The organism is Algivirga pacifica (genome assembly GCF_039543525.1).
In the GTDB taxonomy this organism is placed as follows: domain Bacteria; phylum Bacteroidota; class Bacteroidia; order Cytophagales; family Flammeovirgaceae; genus Algivirga; species Algivirga pacifica.
In genome coordinates, this window is the sequence record NZ_BAABJX010000021.1 from 58,230 (window position 1) to 77,166 (window position 18,937).

The following is an 18,937-nucleotide window of genomic DNA, read 5'->3' on the forward strand; positions in this document are numbered from 1 at the left end:
TTTGCTATTTAGCATGAAAACTATGACACCAAACTCCGAAAGGATAATCCATTAGAACAAGGATTGCGACGTTGAGGTCAACGATCTTGACCATCCACTTCCCCTTCCTCCGAAAGGATAATCCATTAGAACAAGGATTGCGACGTTCTTTAATTTTCTAACTTACGTCAGGTTCAAGACGCTCCGAAAGGATAATCCATTAGAACAAGGATTGCGACATCAGCTCCTGCAATTGCTGCTCGCTGTAGTATCCTCCGAAAGGATAATCCATTAGAACAAGGATTGCGACCACCTGTCAACTTATTTACCAAACTTTTGCTCACTCTCCGAAAGGATAATCCATTAGAACAAGGATTGCGACACGAAATCCATTTTATTGACTGAGCCATTTTAAAGCCCTCCGAAAGGATAATCCATTAGAACAAGGATTGCGACTATCCATATCGACTGGAAAAACCAAGACCAGTATTCTCCGAAAGGATAATCCATTAGAACAAGGATTGCGACGATCTATATTCTGGCTTATACATACTATATGATTTTGCTCCGAAAGGATAATCCATTAGAACAAGGATTGCGACTTTCTTTCTCATGGGCGCAGCGCTTCTTTCATGAACTCCGAAAGGATAATCCATTAGAACAAGGATTGCGACTTAACGTCAAACTTTAGGTAGTAGTACCTATTACCTGCTCCGAAAGGATAATCCATTAGAACAAGGATTGCGACTTGTATCGTTAAACCTTTCTTATCAATCCATACCTTCCTCCGAAAGGATAATCCATTAGAACAAGGATTGCGACTAGTGGTCATTGTTTTAATGATGATAAATCAATGCGCCTCCGAAAGGATAATCCATTAGAACAAGGATTGCGACTTACAGATATACTAAACTATTTAATCTTAAATCTCAACTCCGAAAGGATAATCCATTAGAACAAGGATTGCGACATGACGTTTCGCGTCAAACCGACGATAACGAATTTCCCTCCGAAAGGATAATCCATTAGAACAAGGATTGCGACATTGATGCTACCAAACTTTGACTTAATATTTTTTAGCTCCGAAAGGATAATCCATTAGAACAAGGATTGCGACATGCAAAACGAACCAAGTGTCATGTGTCATGTGTCTATCTCCGAAAGGATAATCCATTAGAACAAGGATTGCGACTATGATCAACACCAAACCCTTGGACTTACCAATGGGCTCCGAAAGGATAATCCATTAGAACAAGGATTGCGACGCTGTGCTGAGTCACCTGTTTATTTCTTCACTGATAACCTCCGAAAGGATAATCCATTAGAACAAGGATTGCGACCCGTAGCCTGAAGCTCTTGGGTACTAACCTCAACTACCTCCGAAAGGATAATCCATTAGAACAAGGATTGCGACAGACTTTATTCAGGATTACACTGAATTACCATTTTCTCCGAAAGGATAATCCATTAGAACAAGGATTGCGACCAATGAATTGAGCGATGTACTGAGTGTCTTCAATTGTCTCCGAAAGGATAATCCATTAGAACAAGGATTGCGACAGATGCTAGAGCATTTCAAGACTGAGTTCCCTTCTACTCCGAAAGGATAATCCATTAGAACAAGGATTGCGACAGTGACGGTTTTCAAGACCGCTTGACGACCACTGCCTCCGAAAGGATAATCCATTAGAACAAGGATTGCGACATTTACCGTGAGTAGAGTAACCATCGTCTGTAATGTCTCCGAAAGGATAATCCATTAGAACAAGGATTGCGACGGTATAATGTCATGACCACATTAGAACTAAACCATCTCCGAAAGGATAATCCATTAGAACAAGGATTGCGACGTGATATTTATTTTCAAGGAGTACTACCGTGTGGTCTCCGAAAGGATAATCCATTAGAACAAGGATTGCGACGGCAATCGTGTTGCATGAAGGAGCTAGCACCTCCGTCTCCGAAAGGATAATCCATTAGAACAAGGATTGCGACTCTCTTCTCTATTTCCTCGCATCTGGTGACACGACTCCGAAAGGATAATCCATTAGAACAAGGATTGCGACATGTTAGAGCCTTCGGGCCTACGTCTGTCACAAGCTCCGAAAGGATAATCCATTAGAACAAGGATTGCGACAGCCATAGTCCAGCATTTCAGCAAGCTCCTTAATGGTCTCCGAAAGGATAATCCATTAGAACAAGGATTGCGACGAGAACATCCATGTCTCTTCATACAAAGAACTAAATCTCCGAAAGGATAATCCATTAGAACAAGGATTGCGACTGGGAGTAATCCTTTTGATAATTCAGGACAACAAGCCTCCGAAAGGATAATCCATTAGAACAAGGATTGCGACATATGAGAATGTAGAGATAATGAATTGCGTTATCGCTCCGAAAGGATAATCCATTAGAACAAGGATTGCGACATTCTTTAATATCATGAAAGCATTATTCCTTACAATCCTCCGAAAGGATAATCCATTAGAACAAGGATTGCGACCTTTTGGCTCAGGAAGTGACACAGAGCCTGTCTGAACTCCGAAAGGATAATCCATTAGAACAAGGATTGCGACCATGTAACATGCAAACACACTTTTTACACGATCTGTCTCCGAAAGGATAATCCATTAGAACAAGGATTGCGACAGTTCACTTTGGTGAATCTATCGTAAAGATTGAAATCTCCGAAAGGATAATCCATTAGAACAAGGATTGCGACTGCGATACAGTGTGTTGAACGTAAACGGGTTCTCTCTCCGAAAGGATAATCCATTAGAACAAGGATTGCGACTCTCACCCAAATCACGGGCTTGCTGACGAACATCCAGCTCCGAAAGGATAATCCATTAGAACAAGGATTGCGACCAGGTCTGCCGGGATTTCGCTAAGAAATTCACTCTTCCTCCGAAAGGATAATCCATTAGAACAAGGATTGCGACACCCGGAGGGTAAGAGGTGGAAGTCCTTCTATTATCTCCGAAAGGATAATCCATTAGAACAAGGATTGCGACTTTTACCCAATGAATACTCCTACCTCTTGCAATAGCTCCGAAAGGATAATCCATTAGAACAAGGATTGCGACTCATAACTTTTAACTAACATTGCATCAAACATATAGCTCCGAAAGGATAATCCATTAGAACAAGGATTGCGACCATAATTAAATTAAATTAAGGTAAATAAATAAATAACTCCGAAAGGATAATCCATTAGAACAAGGATTGCGACAGTTGAACTAGATGGAAGGAAAGGATACATAGTAGCTCCGAAAGGATAATCCATTAGAACAAGGATTGCGACCTTTTGTTGTGGATTCATAGTTTATAGTTTTTCGTCCTCCGAAAGGATAATCCATTAGAACAAGGATTGCGACGGCGTTATCTCATATTACGGGAATGGTTGACATTACCTCCGAAAGGATAATCCATTAGAACAAGGATTGCGACAACAACGCGTCGCCGCCGTGATTAAATTGTCCTTCGTCTCCGAAAGGATAATCCATTAGAACAAGGATTGCGACATCTTTCTTTACTTGCTGTTTATCTTTAGATAGTGAACTCCGAAAGGATAATCCATTAGAACAAGGATTGCGACTTTAAGAGTTAACCTATGAAGATTAATTCTCCGCTCACCTCCGAAAGGATAATCCATTAGAACAAGGATTGCGACAGGCTTTGGCGCGCTGCTGGTTTTCTTTTTCTTTCTCCGAAAGGATAATCCATTAGAACAAGGATTGCGACACTTAAAGATGACTTTAAAGGATTTCATACGTTTCTCTCCGAAAGGATAATCCATTAGAACAAGGATTGCGACCCGCGTGATCAGCCGCCGGCCGCTGGTGCTGCACAACTCCGAAAGGATAATCCATTAGAACAAGGATTGCGACTAGTTAAGAAAAAAAATGCAGAGAATGTTAATCCTCTGCTCCGAAAGGATAATCCATTAGAACAAGGATTGCGACACTAAATCAAGATCGTCAACAGCCTTCTCGAACTCCACTCCGAAAGGATAATCCATTAGAACAAGGATTGCGACCTTAACGTCAGGTTCAAGACGCAAAAACCCTTTGCTACTCCGAAAGGATAATCCATTAGAACAAGGATTGCGACGGTATGTGTTGCAATTATAGAACAAGGTTATAAACTCTCCGAAAGGATAATCCATTAGAACAAGGATTGCGACTTTTAATAAAGGTGTTTTAAACTCAATACAATCAAACTCCGAAAGGATAATCCATTAGAACAAGGATTGCGACGTTGTAGTTTTATGTGGATTCGAACCACTATTCCTGCTCCGAAAGGATAATCCATTAGAACAAGGATTGCGACGAATGCCATTAAGGAGTATCATCCTGAAATATCTCCTCCGAAAGGATAATCCATTAGAACAAGGATTGCGACTGACGCTTTTTCTGATGACAAAAAATCAAGATCAGCTCCGAAAGGATAATCCATTAGAACAAGGATTGCGACCTTATTGAGGTAATGCATGTATATCTCATACTCGCTCTCCGAAAGGATAATCCATTAGAACAAGGATTGCGACGTGTATCTCCATTTAATTTCCCCCCAAAATAATTATCCTCCGAAAGGATAATCCATTAGAACAAGGATTGCGACCGCCTGACACGACATCTAGCCTCGCGCGCGCATACTTCTCCGAAAGGATAATCCATTAGAACAAGGATTGCGACCATTGGTTATCCAAACCAATTAGTTAATATGATTGTCTCCGAAAGGATAATCCATTAGAACAAGGATTGCGACAGTGATTCTTTACTATGACATATACTGTATGCCCTGTCTCCGAAAGGATAATCCATTAGAACAAGGATTGCGACTGACGCTTTTTCTGATGACAAAAAATCAAGATCAGCTCCGAAAGGATAATCCATTAGAACAAGGATTGCGACCTTATTGAGGTAATGCATGTATATCTCATACTCGCTCTCCGAAAGGATAATCCATTAGAACAAGGATTGCGACCCGTATTGGCTAAGACGTACTCAACCATATCTATGGTCTCCGAAAGGATAATCCATTAGAACAAGGATTGCGACGTTTCTCTAAACCGTTAGTACCTTCATAATTGTTAACTCCGAAAGGATAATCCATTAGAACAAGGATTGCGACCCATCCATGCCTTTAGAGATAAATTTCTCATGAGCTCCGAAAGGATAATCCATTAGAACAAGGATTGCGACGACTTTCTTTAGTTTTCTAGGGTCTATATTAATTTTACTCCGAAAGGATAATCCATTAGAACAAGGATTGCGACGGTTACTAGGAATCCTAGACTTACCATTTAACAATGTCTCCGAAAGGATAATCCATTAGAACAAGGATTGCGACCTTATTCTAGACTTGCTGAGTCCATTATTGGATTGACTCCGAAAGGATAATCCATTAGAACAAGGATTGCGACCTCCTCTACATTTGATGGAATCTTTTTAAGATTCACCTCCGAAAGGATAATCCATTAGAACAAGGATTGCGACCGATGGATTTTTGTCGGACTCTACATCCGGTCTCCTCCGAAAGGATAATCCATTAGAACAAGGATTGCGACCAAACTCGGCCATGATTGAGATGACCTTGTTTATCTTCTCCGAAAGGATAATCCATTAGAACAAGGATTGCGACCATAAAGTTTGCTGAATCAGGTGACGAAAGGTTAGCTCCGAAAGGATAATCCATTAGAACAAGGATTGCGACTAGGTTAATTCTGTCGGGCTTCCAGCTCGTCCTCCAGCTCCGAAAGGATAATCCATTAGAACAAGGATTGCGACGCGGAAGATTTATCCGTCTCATCTTCGCTTCTTCTACTCCGAAAGGATAATCCATTAGAACAAGGATTGCGACACTCTGTCCCTTCTTCCCATGTGTTCCACTCTACTAACTCCGAAAGGATAATCCATTAGAACAAGGATTGCGACTCTTCTTGCAAAGATTCTGCAGTTCTTTCTCGGAAGATCTCCGAAAGGATAATCCATTAGAACAAGGATTGCGACAGTTTCCATCTTCCACTCCTTGATCAGCTTCTGCTGTCTCCGAAAGGATAATCCATTAGAACAAGGATTGCGACTCCGTTCACAGTTTGAGCGAACCACTCCTTTCCACGCTCCGAAAGGATAATCCATTAGAACAAGGATTGCGACTTAGCGAAAAGTTTACCTGGCCTGCCCATCATCTGCTCCGAAAGGATAATCCATTAGAACAAGGATTGCGACGCCCCAGATCAATGGCAGTGTGTAAAGCCAATTACACTCCGAAAGGATAATCCATTAGAACAAGGATTGCGACAAAGAACTAAAAGAAAAAGAGATTTAATCAAATTTCTCCGAAAGGATAATCCATTAGAACAAGGATTGCGACGATTGTGGGCGTACTTTAAGAGAAATGGAGATCCACACTCCGAAAGGATAATCCATTAGAACAAGGATTGCGACCTTCCATTCTGCACTCTTGACTTTCTCCTCAATTGCCTCCGAAAGGATAATCCATTAGAACAAGGATTGCGACCTAAGTTACTCGCTAATGCATTGATCAGGTTTTCCATCTCCGAAAGGATAATCCATTAGAACAAGGATTGCGACTGATAGCATTTAGGTTAAGATACAATACAATACAATCTCCGAAAGGATAATCCATTAGAACAAGGATTGCGACAGATTTGCAAAAGGTCATCTGCGTTTGGCTCTGCAACCTCCGAAAGGATAATCCATTAGAACAAGGATTGCGACTAGAATATAGATTAATACTTCTTTAATTAGTCTTTTTTCTCCGAAAGGATAATCCATTAGAACAAGGATTGCGACGAAGAATGATTAAAGAGCTTCCGAGGGAAGCATTTACCTCCGAAAGGATAATCCATTAGAACAAGGATTGCGACATCCTTTAAACACAGGATCGCAAGATTTAATTGGTCTCCGAAAGGATAATCCATTAGAACAAGGATTGCGACGTTAATTACCTTGAGCTGTTCTGTAGTTAACTTCATCTCCGAAAGGATAATCCATTAGAACAAGGATTGCGACTTACTTTTGAAGAATCAGGATCTTTCAAGCATTTGCCTCCGAAAGGATAATCCATTAGAACAAGGATTGCGACAGTTATTTGCCTTTCAAAGCCAACCAATTCCTTTTTCTCCGAAAGGATAATCCATTAGAACAAGGATTGCGACACAGCTACCGAAAAATAAACCAAAAAAAATCCCTCCTCCGAAAGGATAATCCATTAGAACAAGGATTGCGACTTGTGAACCAATACCGTGTCTCCAGCAGGAATCTCATCTCCGAAAGGATAATCCATTAGAACAAGGATTGCGACAGAAACTAAATCTTTTTTCCAAGAAGAGATCTTATCTCTCCGAAAGGATAATCCATTAGAACAAGGATTGCGACTGGCCGTCGCTCGTGTTATCGATCCGCTTGCCGTGCTCCGAAAGGATAATCCATTAGAACAAGGATTGCGACTCCTACCTGAGGATCAAAGTCTAAAGGCTCCCGCATCACCTCCGAAAGGATAATCCATTAGAACAAGGATTGCGACTGTGAATAATTACGATGTCGGCAGTGACTTCCTGCTCCGAAAGGATAATCCATTAGAACAAGGATTGCGACTTGTGTTCCTTCCTACCTACTGTCACAATTCCCCCTTTCTCCGAAAGGATAATCCATTAGAACAAGGATTGCGACCGTGCATCTAAAAACGTCTGTTGTTTCTTTGTATACCTCCGAAAGGATAATCCATTAGAACAAGGATTGCGACCCCGTTCTGCAGGCATGGATGAAGAGAGCTTCTTCTCTCCGAAAGGATAATCCATTAGAACAAGGATTGCGACCTTGAACTTCTTTGATCGTCGCATTGCCATTCCTGACCTCCGAAAGGATAATCCATTAGAACAAGGATTGCGACATCATAGGCCCGTTGCTTGCGGGTGAGTATTTCCTCTCCGAAAGGATAATCCATTAGAACAAGGATTGCGACGATGAACTGCCGGAGGTACTTGAAGAATTGGAAGATCTCCGAAAGGATAATCCATTAGAACAAGGATTGCGACTTGGTCGAAGAAGGGATGATAACTCAAGCCTTCAACTCCGAAAGGATAATCCATTAGAACAAGGATTGCGACAACACTGATCTCACGAACGTAAGTTACTTTACCGAGCTCCGAAAGGATAATCCATTAGAACAAGGATTGCGACTCGTTTTCACCATGCAAGACAAATCCTAAATACATAACTCCGAAAGGATAATCCATTAGAACAAGGATTGCGACATGTTGCTGATGACTCTCGTTATGAAATATTTCTTCCTCCGAAAGGATAATCCATTAGAACAAGGATTGCGACGCTCTCTCCTAAGAACTTAAAAGATTTTCCATCTACTCCGAAAGGATAATCCATTAGAACAAGGATTGCGACCCTAATGCTTGACTCCACCCTTCAAACATCTCACCTCCGAAAGGATAATCCATTAGAACAAGGATTGCGACGCTTGTCCGGGAATCCGGCTCTTCTTAACTCTCCCCTCCGAAAGGATAATCCATTAGAACAAGGATTGCGACTCCTTACGCCCTAGAATTGATTCCTCTAGAGTCATCCTCCGAAAGGATAATCCATTAGAACAAGGATTGCGACCCATTCATTTGCAATGTATAGTCATAAGTCCCTTTCTCCGAAAGGATAATCCATTAGAACAAGGATTGCGACAGTCATCTACGTTGATGGGAAGATTTTCCTCTCCCTCTCCGAAAGGATAATCCATTAGAACAAGGATTGCGACCCTGCCGCAGAGCCTTAACATGATGGTCGTCACGAGCTCCGAAAGGATAATCCATTAGAACAAGGATTGCGACAATGCTAATCACCAATTATCTGAAGGTTTTCCTATCTCCGAAAGGATAATCCATTAGAACAAGGATTGCGACCTTGCATTGATGGAAACTAAAGTGTTCACATCAGCCTCCGAAAGGATAATCCATTAGAACAAGGATTGCGACCAAATACTAATTGTCCTTGGTCCTTTCATCCCTTTGCTCCGAAAGGATAATCCATTAGAACAAGGATTGCGACGGGTAATTCTACTAAACTAGGATTTTCTCATGCTGCTCCGAAAGGATAATCCATTAGAACAAGGATTGCGACTCTGATCATCAGAAGTCATTGACTCCAGCTTAGCCTCCGAAAGGATAATCCATTAGAACAAGGATTGCGACTTGAGGTAAAGCGTTCTCATCTTTTCTGCATTTTGATCCTCCGAAAGGATAATCCATTAGAACAAGGATTGCGACTGATATGTTTACACTATATCCCCTTGTGTCAATGGTCTCCGAAAGGATAATCCATTAGAACAAGGATTGCGACTGGTACTGCCGATCCGCTTTGCCAACCGCCTGCTGTCGCTCCGAAAGGATAATCCATTAGAACAAGGATTGCGACGTCGTTGAAGCAGGTGAGAAGATGGATAACTTCTTCTCCGAAAGGATAATCCATTAGAACAAGGATTGCGACATAATCGAACAGGAAGCAACTATCAGAGAACAATTTACTCCGAAAGGATAATCCATTAGAACAAGGATTGCGACACCATTTCAACAAGGATTAAACACCAAGATCCCATAACTCCGAAAGGATAATCCATTAGAACAAGGATTGCGACCTTTTCCTATTACATTTCTAACGGTGTAATCACGCCAACTCCGAAAGGATAATCCATTAGAACAAGGATTGCGACCTTGAAAGTTGGTCGATCTACTAGTAAGCTTCACACTCCGAAAGGATAATCCATTAGAACAAGGATTGCGACGGAAATTAAGGGTGATAGAAAAACAAAAGGCCTGTCTCCGAAAGGATAATCCATTAGAACAAGGATTGCGACGTGTATTGAGGCGGTAGAATCTGAGTTAGTCCTTTCTCCGAAAGGATAATCCATTAGAACAAGGATTGCGACGGCATCCCGAAGAATCGAACTCCTAAAGGTAAACCTCTCCGAAAGGATAATCCATTAGAACAAGGATTGCGACATGAAAAAAATTATGTTACTTCTACATGTGATTGTACTCCGAAAGGATAATCCATTAGAACAAGGATTGCGACATGCTGTAACAGTTCTTCGCACTATACTCTTTTTCTCCGAAAGGATAATCCATTAGAACAAGGATTGCGACATCTAGTCCTAGTTATGCAATCCGTAAGACTGCTGACTCCGAAAGGATAATCCATTAGAACAAGGATTGCGACGTTGTTCATGAATCTAGTTTCATTCATTTGTTTCACCTCCGAAAGGATAATCCATTAGAACAAGGATTGCGACTTTAAAAAGACGTTTAGCCCTTTCCCTCCTGTTACCTCCGAAAGGATAATCCATTAGAACAAGGATTGCGACAAGATAGTTTACAGAATCCTATTTTGACATACTTGTACTCCGAAAGGATAATCCATTAGAACAAGGATTGCGACCTTCTTACATTAAGCCTAACGCTTGACTCCACCCTTCTCCGAAAGGATAATCCATTAGAACAAGGATTGCGACGTTGCTGTCGTAGATTTTCTCTAAGATCATAGATCTCTCCGAAAGGATAATCCATTAGAACAAGGATTGCGACGCTGAGACCTCAAATCCCAGCATCGGGTTGCTGTTAGGCTCCGAAAGGATAATCCATTAGAACAAGGATTGCGACTAGCTTTCTATTTTTCTTAACTTCACCTGTTCTATCTCCGAAAGGATAATCCATTAGAACAAGGATTGCGACTGCCCAAGAATTTGGGTTAACCAATTTCACTCTTCTCTCCGAAAGGATAATCCATTAGAACAAGGATTGCGACGGTACGAAAACCATCAATTTCTTTATTTTCCCATCCTCCGAAAGGATAATCCATTAGAACAAGGATTGCGACGCCTGTACTTGTGAATGTTGCGGTAGAGCACCTTGTCTCCGAAAGGATAATCCATTAGAACAAGGATTGCGACTCATAATACTCATCTCCTACTACATCCACCCATTCTCTCCGAAAGGATAATCCATTAGAACAAGGATTGCGACTTTTTCTCAACAGCTTTTTCCAATTCCTTCTCAAACTCCGAAAGGATAATCCATTAGAACAAGGATTGCGACCGACAGGATGTTGAAATTTCCAGAGATCTTCAAGAACCTCCGAAAGGATAATCCATTAGAACAAGGATTGCGACTTCCCTCCAGGGCCATTTTGACGAGATCTCCTTTCTCCGAAAGGATAATCCATTAGAACAAGGATTGCGACAAAGGTAAACCTTTACCCAAAGCTTATTACTCTGGCTCCGAAAGGATAATCCATTAGAACAAGGATTGCGACAGATCTTTCTTTAATTTCCAAAAGTTGCGTAACTCTGCTCCGAAAGGATAATCCATTAGAACAAGGATTGCGACCCAAGAATCAAAAAAGTCTAAGTTATAGACTTTGCCTCCGAAAGGATAATCCATTAGAACAAGGATTGCGACCATGTCATTTAGTAGGGGTGCGTTAGAGAATGTGTCTCTCCGAAAGGATAATCCATTAGAACAAGGATTGCGACGTAATAATCCATATCCAAAGGGATATTGCTATCTTCTCCGAAAGGATAATCCATTAGAACAAGGATTGCGACAAGAAGCCTAGATTTAGAGTAATCAACTCTAAATTCTCCGAAAGGATAATCCATTAGAACAAGGATTGCGACGGAATCCTTTCTACTTAAGTCTCTATAAACCAATTCTCCGAAAGGATAATCCATTAGAACAAGGATTGCGACGAAGATTCTCTTCATACTTTGACTTCACAGCTTTCACTCCGAAAGGATAATCCATTAGAACAAGGATTGCGACTGTCGTATGAACATCTGTCCACACAACTGTCTACAGCTCCGAAAGGATAATCCATTAGAACAAGGATTGCGACTTTCGTCCATGTTATCAATAGTTTTCTTAAGGTCAGCTCCGAAAGGATAATCCATTAGAACAAGGATTGCGACAAATGATTGTAATCGAAAAGCAAAAGAATCATACCTCCGAAAGGATAATCCATTAGAACAAGGATTGCGACATCTGCCGTCCCATCAGTGACATCCAACCTCAATAATCTCCGAAAGGATAATCCATTAGAACAAGGATTGCGACTCGTTGCGTGTGGTCAGGATGTGACGATGAGAGTTTACCTCCGAAAGGATAATCCATTAGAACAAGGATTGCGACAACTTTTTGTCATCTGACATCTGCTGTCTAAATTGTCTCCGAAAGGATAATCCATTAGAACAAGGATTGCGACCCATTTCCCCTTCTTGGGCGATTTCCAGAACTCCCCTCCGAAAGGATAATCCATTAGAACAAGGATTGCGACAAAACTTTATAATTATGTCTTATACTTGAGTAGAACCTCCGAAAGGATAATCCATTAGAACAAGGATTGCGACCTTAAGTTCTATATGTTTACCAATTTCATCATCCACTCCGAAAGGATAATCCATTAGAACAAGGATTGCGACCCATTTCCCCTTCTTGGGCGATTTCCAGAACTCCCCTCCGAAAGGATAATCCATTAGAACAAGGATTGCGACCTTTTCTCTCTTTGATCACAGAATGCGACTAGTTGATCTCCGAAAGGATAATCTATTAGAACAAGGATTGCGACAGCAACAGGATTCGTAAACGCTACATTTCAATCCGTTCTCCGAAAGGATAATCCATTAGAACAAGGATTGCGACTATTACTGCTACAGAGCCACCCCGACAAGCTCTCGCCTCCGAAAGGATAATCCATTAGAACAAGGATTGCGACGATTCCTTCCTTCATTGCCGACTCATGAAGTTCTTGCTCCGAAAGGATAATCCATTAGAACAAGGATTGCGACGCATAAACTTGCAAAATTCTTCACGCTCTTCCTCGGTCTCCGAAAGGATAATCCATTAGAACAAGGATTGCGACGATATGTTTCTTATAGGGTGAATGTCATTGTGGTCCTCTCCGAAAGGATAATCCATTAGAACAAGGATTGCGACAGTTGCTTTAGGTTCAGGTGGTTTACATAGTATTGCTCCGAAAGGATAATCCATTAGAACAAGGATTGCGACTAATTATGGATTAAATCCTAAACATTTTCCAAATGGCTCCGAAAGGATAATCCATTAGAACAAGGATTGCGACAGTTGCTTTAGGTTCAGGTGGTTTACATAGTATTGCTCCGAAAGGATAATCCATTAGAACAAGGATTGCGACGGATTTGCCTGATATAGGTCTGGTTTTCCTTCAGCTCCGAAAGGATAATCCATTAGAACAAGGATTGCGACCTTGTTGAATGTTTTCGCAGCTAACATTGAAAACAAAACCTCCGAAAGGATAATCCATTAGAACAAGGATTGCGACTTGTAAGCATCGTAACAATCTACTTCAAATTCATATCTCCGAAAGGATAATCCATTAGAACAAGGATTGCGACCCACGCTTTCTTGCTTTCTTCTGCCTTTTGGTTCATTCTCCGAAAGGATAATCCATTAGAACAAGGATTGCGACAATAATGTTTTTCATTTTTAACTAGTTTTAATTTTTACTCCGAAAGGATAATCCATTAGAACAAGGATTGCGACCATCACGACCGTTATGTTCGTACCTACCTACCTCTAGCTCCGAAAGGATAATCCATTAGAACAAGGATTGCGACTCGTAGAGTTCGAGAATCAGGTACTGGAGCATCCAGCTCCGAAAGGATAATCCATTAGAACAAGGATTGCGACTGCCTTGTCATAGGCCTTGGTGCGTAGGCCTTCCAGCTCCGAAAGGATAATCCATTAGAACAAGGATTGCGACTTGTACTGAAAGATGAATACTTCCTGGTTCATGGCCTCCGAAAGGATAATCCATTAGAACAAGGATTGCGACCTGAAACTTTTGTATTCATGTTTGTTCATGCTTACTCCGAAAGGATAATCCATTAGAACAAGGATTGCGACCAGTATTTCCTCCTCGGTCACATGCTCGGTTTTTTTCTCCGAAAGGATAATCCATTAGAACAAGGATTGCGACGAGAATGTACCAATGAGATCCTACATCTTGCTTCATCTCCGAAAGGATAATCCATTAGAACAAGGATTGCGACCCTCTACTTTGTCCGGATGCATCGCTCCTACCCACTCCGAAAGGATAATCCATTAGAACAAGGATTGCGACAATTGCCTAGTTACCTAGAGCACACACAGGACATGGACTCCGAAAGGATAATCCATTAGAACAAGGATTGCGACTAACATCCGTAGTTCCAAGAGCCAAGATCTTTTCCCACTCCGAAAGGATAATCCATTAGAACAAGGATTGCGACGATTATCACGATCCCAACCCTCGAATGATTGACTAGCTCCGAAAGGATAATCCATTAGAACAAGGATTGCGACCAGGTTGGAGAAGAGGGGCGGAGAATTTTTCTTCGCTCCGAAAGGATAATCCATTAGAACAAGGATTGCGACGGAGTCTTTGAACTCTTTGCATTGATTCTCCATGCCTCCGAAAGGATAATCCATTAGAACAAGGATTGCGACTTAGTTGCAATTGATGTTGTTGTGAAATCATTGTTCTTCTCTCCGAAAGGATAATCCATTAGAACAAGGATTGCGACGATTAGAAAATGTAATTTCAATTTCTGTATCATTAATCTCCGAAAGGATAATCCATTAGAACAAGGATTGCGACGTAGTGCTTCTTTCTGTTGATGTAGTACAGATCCACTCCGAAAGGATAATCCATTAGAACAAGGATTGCGACGCAAAGGACTTTCCCGTACCTGCCTCTCCTGTTACAGCTCCGAAAGGATAATCCATTAGAACAAGGATTGCGACCTCCAAATCATTTCCACGTAAAGAGGAGCTATATGCTCCGAAAGGATAATCCATTAGAACAAGGATTGCGACCTCTAGGGACATCATCAGGCGTACATGCTTGGCATACTCCGAAAGGATAATCCATTAGAACAAGGATTGCGACTAACATCCGTAGTTCCAAGAGCCAAGATCTTTTCCCACTCCGAAAGGATAATCCATTAGAACAAGGATTGCGACCCGTTTATAAATCACTGTTTGAGAACGATGTTTTTCCTCTCCGAAAGGATAATCCATTAGAACAAGGATTGCGACGAACCAGTTGAAATCAGTCTTTGACATCCTTCTTCCTCCGAAAGGATAATCCATTAGAACAAGGATTGCGACTGTGATCATAGTAGAACCAAAGGTGAAGTACAATCTCCGAAAGGATAATCCATTAGAACAAGGATTGCGACCCTCCTCTGAAGTCTCCCCAAAGCTTTAATCTTCTTCCTCCGAAAGGATAATCCATTAGAACAAGGATTGCGACATCTGGATTGGAGCTTATCGGAGGATATGCGATCCGCTCCGAAAGGATAATCCATTAGAACAAGGATTGCGACTTATCTTTCTGCCATGCTAAGAATTGACTAGCTATAGCTCCGAAAGGATAATCCATTAGAACAAGGATTGCGACCTTCGGCCAGAATTCAGCCAAAGAGCTCTTGTTAGAGCTCCGAAAGGATAATCCATTAGAACAAGGATTGCGACTCTTGTAATCTAACAATGATGCAATGAACTTACCATCTCCGAAAGGATAATCCATTAGAACAAGGATTGCGACGTTCCATATCGCTGCGTGGTTCTAGTATGAGAAATAACTCCGAAAGGATAATCCATTAGAACAAGGATTGCGACGCACAGCGCAAAAGCGCAAATTGTACTTTTCTAAGACTCCGAAAGGATAATCCATTAGAACAAGGATTGCGACTATTAGCGACGATGTACTCCAAGATATCCTCCCTCCTCTCCGAAAGGATAATCCATTAGAACAAGGATTGCGACTTCCCAAGAATGGCTGTTTATGATGACGTAAACGGCTCCGAAAGGATAATCCATTAGAACAAGGATTGCGACGACTACCTTTTCTAGGTAAACATAAAACAACTACAGTCTCCGAAAGGATAATCCATTAGAACAAGGATTGCGACGCTAAACGACAATGGCATTCGAGAACGCAACCGGCTCCGAAAGGATAATCCATTAGAACAAGGATTGCGACTCACATCCTTGATGAACATGGACTGGTACTCATTGCTCCGAAAGGATAATCCATTAGAACAAGGATTGCGACCACAATCATCTGTGAACAAGCTCCATGTCATTTGCTCTCCGAAAGGATAATCCATTAGAACAAGGATTGCGACGAGCTCACGCAAGATACTATTGTTAGTGATTACAATAGCTCCGAAAGGATAATCCATTAGAACAAGGATTGCGACCTTTACACAAAGGGCATCAGTGGGATTGCGTTACAGCTCCGAAAGGATAATCCATTAGAACAAGGATTGCGACTAGTGAACTTAACACCTGTAGAACTAACGGACATATCTCCGAAAGGATAATCCATTAGAACAAGGATTGCGACTCCGACCACTGTATCAGTGTTTGCATTGCATCCATTCTCCGAAAGGATAATCCATTAGAACAAGGATTGCGACGAAGATCTCATCCTCAGAATCCTCTGACCAAATATCAAATTGACTCCGAAAGGATAATCCATTAGAACAAGGATTGCGACTCTGAAGAAACTTCTTCAAGGATAATGTCTAGTTTTCTCCGAAAGGATAATCCATTAGAACAAGGATTGCGACTGCAGGTACATCTTTGTTGAATGTATTATTAATGCAACTCCGAAAGGATAATCCATTAGAACAAGGATTGCGACCCATACCTCCGTCCATAAACATCGGTACTTTAGGTTCTCCGAAAGGATAATCCATTAGAACAAGGATTGCGACGTTCTACTTTTAAAAGTAGATCCTCTTCTTCTTCCCTCCGAAAGGATAATCCATTAGAACAAGGATTGCGACATATTCCGCCAGCAATTCGCAGGCGTACCTTATATAGTCTCCGAAAGGATAATCCATTAGAACAAGGATTGCGACAATCGTTGTCGGACTTAAGGATCTTCTTAGACTCCTTCTCCGAAAGGATAATCCATTAGAACAAGGATTGCGACTGTAGCGTATCGGCAATATTAGACATGCTCTGTCCCTCCGAAAGGATAATCCATTAGAACAAGGATTGCGACGTTTTTAACTTACGCATTGCTTACGTTCCTTTCTCTCCGAAAGGATAATCCATTAGAACAAGGATTGCGACACGCAGTCTTGTGTCACTTCAAACATCCAATCCAACTCCGAAAGGATAATCCATTAGAACAAGGATTGCGACTATTGAGGGGTATCCCCCTGTCAATTATTATTTCACTCCGAAAGGATAATCCATTAGAACAAGGATTGCGACTTGTAGTTCTATATACACTTGCAGTAAATCGTCTGCGCTCCGAAAGGATAATCCATTAGAACAAGGATTGCGACAGGTTTCATTACGCTTCTTGTTCTTCGTTAATGTTAACTCCGAAAGGATAATCCATTAGAACAAGGATTGCGACGTCAATCGTTCTCGTTTTCGTCTGTTCTTTTTCTCTCCGAAAGGATAATCCATTAGAACAAGGATTGCGACGATCCTTCATACTGGAACGTAGGAATTACAGCTGCCCCTCCGAAAGGATTATCCGCGAGAGGCTTACCTATACATTCCAGCAATACACTGCCTTTTTTAACCGATCATTTTTTATTATAGCATTAGCTTACAACGTACGGGCGCGATTCATCGCGCCCCTCTCTCCATCAAATTATTCCAAATCTGCACTCACACTATTTTGCTCTACACCTCCCTTTTTCAATATTTTTCCTACCATATGGGGAACATTGGGTTTTGGGTTTTGGGGCGCGATGAATCGCGCCCCTACGGGAACTTAATATCCCGAAACGTCAAATTAATTCTCCCCTCCTTCACCCTTTTCTGCACCGGTACCTGATGTACCCAATGGTGCTGCAGCTCCCCTTGCATCACTAACAACGAACCGGAGGTCAGCTCCAGGCGATGCTTTCGGGTCTTGTCTTTTTTATGGCGGAGATCAAAAAAGCGGGGTGCTCCCAGACTGATTGATGCGATAACGGGGTTCCTGCCAAGACTTGGCTCATCGTCGGAGTGCCAACCCATCTTGTCGTTGCCGTCCCGATACCAATTTAGCAAGACACTATTGAAGGTGGGGCCTTCCAACAGGTTCTCGATACGTTCTTTTAACGTCAGCAAAGTAGGACTCCAGCGCTCTGGCTGGTTTTGTAGTCCGGAATAGGTATAAGTGATTCCCTTATCCCCATACCAGGCGGTCTTGCGGGGCAAGGGGTGTACTTTGCCGAATAGTTTAATTTCTTCCTGTTTCCAGATAATTTCTTCCATCAATTGATGGATATAGGTATCGGCTTCTTCAGGAGAGAGAAAGTTTGGGTCATAAAGGAGCTCTCCGTCTCCTAAAGAAATTTGCTTCATAATGCTTTGTTGAGGCGGCTTGCGCCGCTGGTTGAGTAGCACTCCGTGCTGTTGAGTTTTACCTTCGGTAAGTTGAGATCGGTTATCGGTTATCGGTTATCGGTTATCGGTTATCGGTTATCGGTTATCGGTTATCGGTTATCGGTTATCGGTTATCGGTTATCGGTTATCGGTTATCGGTTATCGGTTATCGGTTAAGATAAATTATTTTACCCCTAAGTAACATACAATACCCTATGGGTAGTTTTTCAACATTTTTTTTAAACGATAAGCGATAACCGATAAACCAATAATCTTCATTGCTAACATGTATTCTAAGCGCGATTTTATCTCTTGTCAGTAGTACCTCAAACCCATCACCTCAATAAGGATAAAATCTGAACTCTTAGAATAGCCTACAGTCAATGACTGATAAAATGATCTCTTCCTTTATCCTTCTTCCTTTATCCTTCTTCCTTTATCCTTCTTCCTTTATCCTTTATCCTTTATCCAAAATAAACCCCTTCAACCTTAGCTTTATAAGATAATATT

The 18,937-nt window shown here is 41.5% G+C and carries 1 protein-coding gene and 1 CRISPR repeat array (1 of these 2 running past the window's edge); the gene reads right to left on the reverse strand.

What is annotated here, in order from left to right; translation table 11 throughout:
• A CRISPR array of direct repeats spans positions 1-17,533; the repeat unit is 37 nt; unit sequence CTCCGAAAGGATAATCCATTAGAACAAGGATTGCGAC (it extends 917 nt beyond the left edge of the window).
• A gap of 285 nt (positions 17,534-17,818) precedes the next feature.
• Positions 17,819-18,406, reverse strand: a complete 588-nt coding sequence (locus tag ABD985_RS06790) for an alpha-ketoglutarate-dependent dioxygenase AlkB family protein (RefSeq protein ID WP_345370323.1) — start codon at positions 18,404-18,406, stop codon at positions 17,819-17,821.
• Positions 18,407-18,937 lie beyond the last annotated feature (531 nt).